Raw genomic sequence first — 10,242 nt, forward strand, 5'->3', positions numbered from 1 at the left:
ATAATTTAAACTATCATTATAAAAGGAGAAATATGATTAAACTTTTTAGAGAAGTTTTTAGATCGATATTTAAAAACAAAATTACAGTAGCGGGCTTAACAATACTTATTTTCTTAACTTCAGCTATTTTTACTATGCTTAATGATACTTCTAAAGGTATTCAAAAGCAATTTGATAAATATAAAGCAGTTTCCAAAAAACACGATTTAACAGTAGATTTAAATTTACCAACTAACGGTAACGCCTTTAATGATGGTTATTTTATTAATGGTTTAACAAGGTCTGAAGGTGGACCTGGTTATGATAAATCAATTCGGTATGAAGAAAAAAAATCTACTGAACAAAGCAATGCTATTAATTTTGAATTACTTAATCAAAAATATATTGAGTTAAATAATTTTAAAAATAATGCAATAGACGTAGATTTAAGAAATAAATATTTATTAAGTCATGATTTTAAAAATTTAATTAACAGTTATAACCCTGAACTTTCTGACGAGTCTCAAGATTTATTATATTTAGATTATTCGGGGAATGACAAAAAAATAGTATTTAAAAATGATATAACATATCCTCTTTATTCCGTTGATGCAAACGGTAATTTTGTTACATCAACTAAAATAGAAACAATAAATGTAGATAAAGAATTTCACTTTGATAAACAATATACTTTATCCGATGTTTTATTAATTTCAAGTAATCCGGAAGGATACTTATTTTCTCAGTTGCAATCATTGTTCATTAATCCAGCCACACACGAGATGACATTTGATGTTTTAAAGAAAGATCAATGAGATGAAACAGTTCAGGTGATAAGGCTTGATAAAGATAAAACACTTCAATTATTAGGTTTAAAAAAGTCTAGAAATAGCGATTATGTTTATATGGTTGATGATAGTATAACTCCGCACTTATACAACAAACCATCAGATGAGAATAATTATAATTCTACTAATTTAAAGCTAAATATTAGCTATTCAAATCTTTTTGGTAATGATTCAATAAAATACTTTACAAAAGAAAAAATTACTTTTAAAAAAGGACAAGAATATGTTATACCACTTGAATGAGCGGTTAAGTTAACTAAAAAGACATTTTATAATAGAAAATTATACGAAACAACTTTTGTTGATGGTAGTGCAGATAAATGGAGTGGTGCATACAAGAGTTATGTAGAAAGTTTAATTTTAGAAAACGGAGGTAAACTACCGCAAGATTTTAGTAGATTTTCTTACTGAAATAAAGAAATTTTACTATACACTTCAAATTATTATAACGATAATGGTGAAGTTAAGTTATCTGACAAAATGACCTTACTTAGTGAGCAATACCCAAATATTTCTTATGATGAAATTAGCACTAAAAACATAACTTTATCAGATTCATCATTACAACCTAAAAATTTTAAATTCTCTTTGTTTAATAAAGATTTTTCTGGTTATGGAAGTTCAAGAGAGTATAAAACAATTTTACAAATTGAAAAAATACCAACTTTAAATAATGAAATATATGCCCAATTAACTGATAAAGATGTTGCTAAAAACGCAATTCAAAAAATTAAAGATGGTGCTTTAGATATTGTTAAAAAAGAGATTTATAATTTTGCAGAAAAAAAGGTAACATCTCAAAATATAGGTATTAGAGAATCAATAACAATAGATTCGTTTAATGATAATGAAGGTAAAAAGGTTTATCATTTTGTGAATTTAGGTGATTCAAACAGAACAATTGATGGAATACAAAATAATAATGATTTATTAGTAAATGAACAAACTAAACCTACATCAATAAATAACATTTCAGAAGATATAGCTAAATACTTTAGAAGTAGAGAAATACCACCATATGTTGCTTCTATAATTATTAAACAATCTTTTGATAATATATTGCCGCATAATGAATATATTACCCCTGATTTTTCTTTTGACAATGTTGTTTTTGTTAATAAATCTAACAACGAAGTTAATGTTGTAAAACAAAAAGTTTATAAATTAGCTTTTTATAGAAATGATACTAATTTAGCAATTAATCAATACAATGTTTTTGCTGAAATTGGTATATCTTTATCAAAAGATAAAAATGACAATTACATTATTAATTTATTATCTCCAGAATATGATAAGAGTGGCGAAATCATTGGGTGAATTAATTCTAAATATAGTGACGAGTATGCTAATGATGGAGTAATTTTATATCAAGATTTTTTGAATTTTTTAAGAAAACATAATTTAACTTTAAAAGTAGAAATAAATAAACCTGTATGAGCAGAAATTTCTCCAAACTATAAAAATAACGTTTATGTTCCGTTTGGTTTTAGAGGTCCAGAAACCGAATCTTTTAACCAAGCCTTAACGCAAAACACACTTAAATTAGCTGTTGAAAAAATTGAAAAGAATTTTCTTAAAACAGATATAGTTAGAAAAGGTTTTATACAAAAAGAAACAATTTATGCTTTCACAGAAGCTATACAAATAGCTTTTGATAAAAATGATTTTGCTAAAATATTCTCAAGTGGCGAAATTAATTTAATAGTACTGCCTAAAATGATTTTGGATGGTATTTATGTTATGTCACATAACGAAAAAGGAGATTATTTCAAAAAGTTTTTAATCGATATATTCCAAAAAGCAAAAGAATACATTAGCGAACAACCTGAGGAAATAAGAAAAGAGTATGTAGCAACTGAACTAAGTAAATTATTTAATTTATTTAGTCTATTTTCTCAATTCAACATTAACGATGTAATAAATACATCATTAATAGCAAAAATTTCAAAAGATCCAATTTTATTTATTGATAATATTATCAACTTAATAAAATCAATTGACTTTATTAAGTTTACAGATCAAATGGAAGACTTTTTCCAAAATAAATATAATAAAGGAGAAACAGATAGTAACGGTATTGTAAGACAAAGAAAATTAAGTGTTTTTGAAATAGTAATAGCGTTATTAAAGTCAGTAGATCAAAAATTATTAAAAACAAGTTTAATTAATATTTTAGATAATATTGATACTTCGTTACTAAAAGACGAAGAATCGTTGCAAAACATTAGTAAGAGTTTATTTGGGAATATTCCTTCTAAAATAATTAATTTAATTCAATTGTTGGATGTTAATAATAACAAAGAAGGAAAGAAATTTGAAAATACAATTAATGGTCTAAAATTCTTTATTAAGTTATTTGATTTAAATGTATTTATAGAAACGGTGGAAAGTAAAATAAAAGTGCTTCCGTTTGATATACAAACAACCGAATATAGTAAATTATTTGACGATTATGTCGAAGCAACAAGATATTACTTAGCTGGTTCACTAAATACATCGGATATAATTTATTCTGTTATAAAAAGTTTCTTCCATCTTCCTGGTTCTAATAAACGTATCAAGACAGAAATAGCTAATATGCTCAATTTATCTTTTAAAGGTTCGAGTGTTGAAATAGGAGAAAATGAGTATTTAATAATCCCTTCAAACGACACAGAAAAATTAGATTATTTTGATTTACTTGGTTTATTGAGTGGCAATAACCAAAACATTAACGATGAAAATAGTTCATCAGAAGTGGTTAAAGTTGAGTCACTTGATTATTTTAGTCAGATACATAGTTTGATTGATAAAATTCAAAAAAACGAAGTATCTGAATGAGAAAAGCTTACAAGTAATGACAAAAATGTAGCAAATTTTATTTTTGATTGAAACAAAGACACAGATATTTCAACTCCTGAATTTAAAAATAAAATAAAGGTATGAACAGATATTATTAATTCTTTTGAATTAAATAAACAAAATTTATTAAATAGCAACTTTAATGATTCAATATCTTCTTTATATAATTTTTACGCATTTTATCAAAACATTGACAAAAATTTAATTCATAGTTTAATTTCTAAAACTTTAGGTAAATTTATTACCCTAAAAGAGGGTTCTTTTAATTATTTAAAAGATTTTTACCCAATATTCAAAATTTGATTTGACTTATTTGGTATTCAAGATTCTAAAATTACTTTTGAAAGAAAAGCGGAGTTTGCTGATAAGTTATTATCACTTGCTAATGATGACAAAATTTTAGAATATATCAATTCATTTAAATTATTTGAACCATATTCCAATATTGCTTTAGCGGATGATACTAAGTTTGGTATTACAAAAGGATTATCAAATTCATTTAAAGTAAATGATGAGCTTTTTGAAAAAGAAAATAATGTGTATAAAAATGAATTATTTGCTAATCTAATTTTAGAGTTTCCAGATTTCGAAGCTTTCTTTAAAGAAAATGAATTTGCACTATCCCAACAATTTTCATATATTGGTGCTTCTAAATTGTATTCAAAATTGAATGATGATGTCAATCAAATAGATGAAGTTGTCCTAAAATATAACGATTTGCATTCTATAGTTGTCAATAATTTAATACATAAAATCTTTTCAAATAAATATATTTATGAAAATATAGATAAAATTAATAAATTATTAAATTCCGAATATAAATTCAATTCTATTGAAAAACTAGGTATTTCAGAGGTTTTAATAAATCTTTTATTAACTTTAAAATATCCACAAGTTGTTTTATGATTATTAACAGAAGTAAGTAGAAACAATGAAGGAGCAATTACAAATTCTAATATTGGATATTTTTTAATTAATAAAACTATCGATTTAGAAGAATTGCTTTCGAAAGGTGAAGAGGCAACATATAAATTTATTAATTCATTCTTTAGTGAAAATGTTATTATTCCTACTATTGAAAATGATTTAACATATAGCATTGCTTTAGACAACGACTTGTTAGTTGATTTAATAAATAAAACAAATAAAAACCCAGAGTTATATAATGTTTTTGGACTACATTTAGTTGATGATATATTTAAATTAGTTAATTCAATAACTTCATTAACAAAAATTAATAATATACTTGTTTTTGACCAACCATCATCATATTTAGCAAAAGTAAACTATGCCTTCTTATCTAGAAATAATAAAGAAATTTATAATGGTTTAATACCTAAAGATCCAATCGAACTATTAGAACTTGTTAATTCGTTACCTGATAAGTATTTATTAAATATAAATGGTTCTAAATATATTATCGTAGGAGACGATATTACATTTGACTATCTATATCCTATTCAAGATGAAAACAACATTCAATTGAACGTAGAAGACCAAGCTATAGTTTATGTTAATGACAAAGGGTTTGATAGAATCAGAAAAGCTAATGCTGGTAACTTAGTTAAAGAATATTTAACAATCAAAAATGATGTTAATTTAAGTGGTTTAACCAACGAAGAACTTAAAAATGAATTAGAAATATTTGTTCAATCAAAAATTGATAATACAGTTAATTTACAAAGAGTATTTTTATATAACGAACTTGACCCGATTAATCCTGAACGTAGTATTAGAATTACTGCTATCGAAGTTATAATTAATTCTGTTTCGAAAGTGTCTACTATATTACTAATTATTTTAATAACACTTGTTGTTGTTTCGATAGTATTTATCATTAAAAGATATATATCAAATAAAAATAAAGTTATTGGTATATTAGTAGCTCAAGGTTATACACCTTTAGAAATATCTGCTTCTATGGTTGTTTTTGCATTCTTTACAATTTTTACGGGTAATTTATTAGGGTATATAACAGGATTTTTAATGCAATCAGTTTCGTTAAAAATACTTAAAAATTATTGAACAATACCAATAGAAACACTTGATTTTTCACCATTATCATTAATAGTGAATATTGTTGTTCCTTTATTATCAATGTCGCTTTTAATAATCACAATTTCATTGCGTTCTTTAAGATATAAATCAATTGATTTAATGTCTGGAATAGTAGAATTAAATACTGGTGAATTTTATAAAAAATATATTTCATTATTCAAAGGTCGAAGTGTTAAAACTAAATTTGGAGCTTCTTTAGTTTTAAATAGTTTTTGAAAATTAACTTCGTTTGGTATAAGTGTTGTTTTAGCAAGCATTACAACAACGTTTGGTTTTGCAACATTTGGCGTGTTCGAAAAATCCATTCAGGACACATATAAAAATAGGTCATATAATTATAAATTTGACTTAGTTTCACCTACTGATCAAGGTGGTCCAATTAATTCGATAGATCCACAAAATATAGGTAATAGCATTTATGTTCCTGTTGGTGATGTTAAAGAAATTAGTTCATATAATGCGGATTACTTTAAACCGGGTGTTTCAGAAGAGATTAATATAAATAAGGATGGAGTAAATAAAAATGGTACTCCTAATCCATTCGAGGGACACTTAATTACTCAATTTTCTGTTAATATAACTGTTGATTCTGCTGTTTCTATCAATCCATTTGAAGTTGTTTATAACTCATTACCTGATTCCCAAAAATCAAGGGTTATAAAATCACACGATAATGTAGGATATGCATTAATGCTTACACAAAAAGACGTTGTTTTTAAAGAACAACAAAATTCAAACGATGTTCCTAAAGTCGATGTTGAAAAAACTAGAGAAAAAGGCATTAAAAACTTTTTCCTTTATGTCCCTGATAGTAACGATGTAATTAAAGGTAAGTTTTACTACATGAAATGAAATGATGTAGAAAAAGCTTATACACATGAAAATATAACTACATCCAAATATAGAGATGAATATCGTCAATTCCTAGTTAATGCATATAACGAAATTTATAAAATAAATAAAGATTTTGACTTTATGGTTTCATTTAATGGTATATATCTTGATAAAAGATTTGATGAAACATATACTTATGTAGATAGTATTCTTGAAGGTGAAAAAATTAAATTATATGGTTATAACGAGAATAGTAATCAAATTAAAATAATTGATCAAAATGATTCTAATTTACTTGTTAATATAAATAAAATTTTTGAAAATCAAGGTAAAGATGTTTCTAAACCAATACCATTAATTATTAATTATGTTTCAAAAGAAAAATATAAATTAGATATTGGTGATATTGTTGATTTAGAGGTTTTAAATAAAACAAATAGATATACTTCTAAATTAAATGAATTGTTAGGTAAATTAGCAGAAAAACAAACAAATAATTATAAATTTAAAGTTTATGCAATTAATCCAACATACATTAATAATGAATTTATTATTCCAAAATATGCAGCAGATCAGATTACTGGAATTTCAAATTTAGTAGATGCAAAATTTGAAAAAATAAAAAATAGTAAATATGCATCATTAATTAGTAATTTAAACCCAGAAGATTATAAATTTAATGGTATTTTATCTAAACATAAATTACCTATTCAATTATTATGATCTACAGGATTATATTCATTAAGCGGTTATTCACCAAGTGCCAATTCATTTTCAACAAAATCATTAACACAACAAGATTTAAATGATTTATTTGATGGTATTTTTGGTTCAAAAGAAGTTTTACCAAATAATTTAGTAGATAGTGCTATGGTGTCTTTAGGCTATGATATTTATGATATTGTTAAATTCTTGGATCCTAATTTTAATAAAGATACCGATAATTTTGCGGTTGTATATAATAGAGTAAAAGCTACAGCGGCCGCAGATTCAATCGAAAAGTTTGCAAATGTTTTTGAAGATAAACTTTATGTTCCTTCAGCTTATACAATTGATTCAAAAGATATTGAAGTGTCATTTACTTTAAATATTGCAAAAACAGTTCAAACAATTGTTACAATTGTTTCATCTTTAAGTTTTATTATTTCAATAATAATATTAATTATTATTTCAACAATATTAATTAATGAAAATGAGAAAAATATTGCTATTTGATCCATTCTAAGTTATAACAGTAAAGAAAAAATCAAAATGTTCTTTGGTATTTATGTGCCATTTATAATAATTTCAATTTTAATATCATTACCAATTGCTTTTGGTATGATGGTGGTTTTCACATCATTCTTAATTACTGCTGCTTCAATTTCAATTCCATTAGTGCTATCGCCGTTAAATATATTATTAACAAGTACGGTTGTATTAACTATATTTGTACTAACAGCGGTTTTATCATGGTTTAATATAAATAGAATTAAAGCTATTGACTTATTGAAAGGAAAATAATGACTGAAAAAAATGATAAAAATATTGAATCAACTTCAGAGATTAATACTCCAGAACCTATAGTTGTTTCGAAAAAAAATTTAAATCAAAAAATTACACGTAAAAATGTTTTTGAAGTACTTGATTCTGATTCAAAGAATTCAAAAATGATTGTTGATCGAGCAATTGCTAGAAAACTTAATAGAGCAGCAAATAAAAGAAGACCTAAAGATGAATTTAAAACACTAAAAAATGATCCTGGTAAAATAATAGAAGTTAGAAACGTAAGTAAATATTATTTATCAGGTAACACAGTAACTCGTGTTTTAAAAAATGTTTCTTTAAGCATTAATAAAGGTGAATTTGTAATGATTTTTGGTAAATCAGGAGGAGGTAAATCGACATTATTAAATTTAATTAGTGGTTTAGATCGTCCTTCTCGTGGAAATATTATAGTTTCTGATACCAATTTACCTTATCTAAGTGATTTGCAATTAACATTATTTAGAAGAAAAAATGTTAGTTTTATATTTCAAAACTATAATTTATTACAAAATTTATCTGGTTACGATAATGTTGAGACAGGTGCTTATTTGCAAAAAAACAAAGAAAAAAGATTAGATATTGACCAATTATTTAAAGATTTTGATATGGAAGATGTGAAAAATAAATATCCTTCGCAAATGTCTGGTGGTCAACAACAACGTATTTCTATTTTAAGAGCTCTTTCTAAAAACTCAGATATTATTTTTGCTGATGAGCCAACAGGTGCTTTAGATGATAAAACTACTAAATTAGTTTTAAGTTATTTATACGATATTAATAAAAAATATGGGATTACTATAGTTATGGTTACTCATAATCAATATATAGAACGTATAGCTGACAAGGTTATACATGTTAGAAATGGTAAAATAGCAGGCGAAACCGTAAACAGCAATCCAACCCATCCAAATTTATTAGAATGAAAAGAATAATTAATAAACGCAACTATTTGACAAAGTTGCGTTTATTTTTTACTTTTCATTGTAAAATATAGTTGTAATAGTTAAGAAAAGGGAATAAAAGAAGTAAATGAATAAAAAAGATTGTGTATTATTCGGAATGAATAATTCTACTAAGTTGGCAATTAAAGTTTCAAAATTACTACAATTGCCGCTTTCAAAAGTCGAAAGAACTGTTTATGCTGACGGTGAAACAATGTTAGTTCCTGGTGAAACAGTAAGAAATAGAGATGTTTTTGTTATAGCAAGTACTAGTAGACCAGTAAATGAAAATGTGATTGAGTTATTACTTTTTATTGATGCGTTAAAAAGAGCAAGTGCTAGATCTATTAATATTATTTTAAGCTACTATGGTTACGCAAGACAAGATCGTAAAGCTAGTGGTAGACAACCGATAGGTGCTAAGTTAATGGCCGATTTACTACAAACTGCTGGAGCAACAAAAATAACATGTGTAGATCTGCATAATCCATCAATACAAGGATTTTTTGATATACCAGTAGATGATTTAAAAGGGCAATATCCTATTGCGATTGCTTTGAAAGATATGAAAGAAAAGTTTACAGTTGTTTCTCCGGATCATGGTGGAACAGTTAGAGCAAGAAAATTAGCAGAATTAATTGCTGATACAGTTCAAATTTGTATTATTGATAAAAGAAGAACAGATGTAAATAAAACTGAAGTTATGGGTATTCTAGGTAATATTGAAAACAAAAATGCTGTTATTATTGATGATATTATTGATACAGGCGGAACAATTTTAAAGGCTGTTGATACATTAAAAGATAACGGTGCTAAAAAAGTAGTTGTTGCTGCAACTCACGGAATTTTTACAAAAGGATTTGAAATGTTTGAAAATAATCCAAATGTGGAAAAAGTAATTGTGACAGATAGTATCGATAATTACGAATTAGCATCAAGATTTACAAAACTAGAAATTATTTCGCTTTCAGAATTTTTATCAAAAGTTATAAAAGCTTCATTTGAGGATGAAAGTATTTCTCAAATTTACCAAGATTATAGAACTTTAATTTCTAAAATGTAAATGAAAACTCACTCATATTATTATGAGTAAGTTAGGTGAAAAAAATTTGACACTCCAAAATAAAGGAGTGTTATTTTTATGTCCAAACATTTTACATTTGAACAAAAAGTTAAATATTGCAAAATTATTGATCAAACCGATTTTAAAACAG

At 25.2% G+C, this 10,242-nt stretch carries 3 protein-coding genes; all 3 read left to right on the forward strand.

Annotation, left to right across the window (positions count from 1 at the left end; genetic code table 4):
* The first annotated feature begins 32 nt into the window (after positions 1 to 32).
* The 3 genes from N9R85_RS02315 (at position 33) to N9R85_RS02325 (ending at position 10,091) form a co-directional block, all read left to right on the forward strand.
* Positions 33 to 8,063: an ABC transporter permease gene (locus tag N9R85_RS02315; protein WP_262858419.1), complete on the forward strand. Its 8,031-nt coding sequence runs from the start codon at positions 33 to 35 to the stop codon at positions 8,061 to 8,063.
* A complete protein-coding gene (locus N9R85_RS02320; protein WP_262858420.1) occupies positions 8,063 to 9,019 on the forward strand; it encodes an ABC transporter ATP-binding protein in 957 nt (318 codons plus the stop codon). Before N9R85_RS02315 ends, N9R85_RS02320 begins: the two co-directional genes overlap by 1 nt.
* 97 nt (positions 9,020 to 9,116) lie before the next feature.
* Positions 9,117 to 10,091: a ribose-phosphate pyrophosphokinase gene (locus N9R85_RS02325; RefSeq protein WP_262858421.1), complete on the forward strand. Its 975-nt coding sequence runs from the start codon at positions 9,117 to 9,119 to the stop codon at positions 10,089 to 10,091.
* The last annotated feature ends 151 nt before the right edge of the window (positions 10,092 to 10,242 follow it).

The sequence above is a fragment of the Mycoplasma sp. CSL7503-lung genome (assembly GCF_025515455.1).
GTDB lineage: Bacteria > Bacillota_I > Bacilli_A > Mycoplasmatales > Metamycoplasmataceae > Mycoplasmopsis.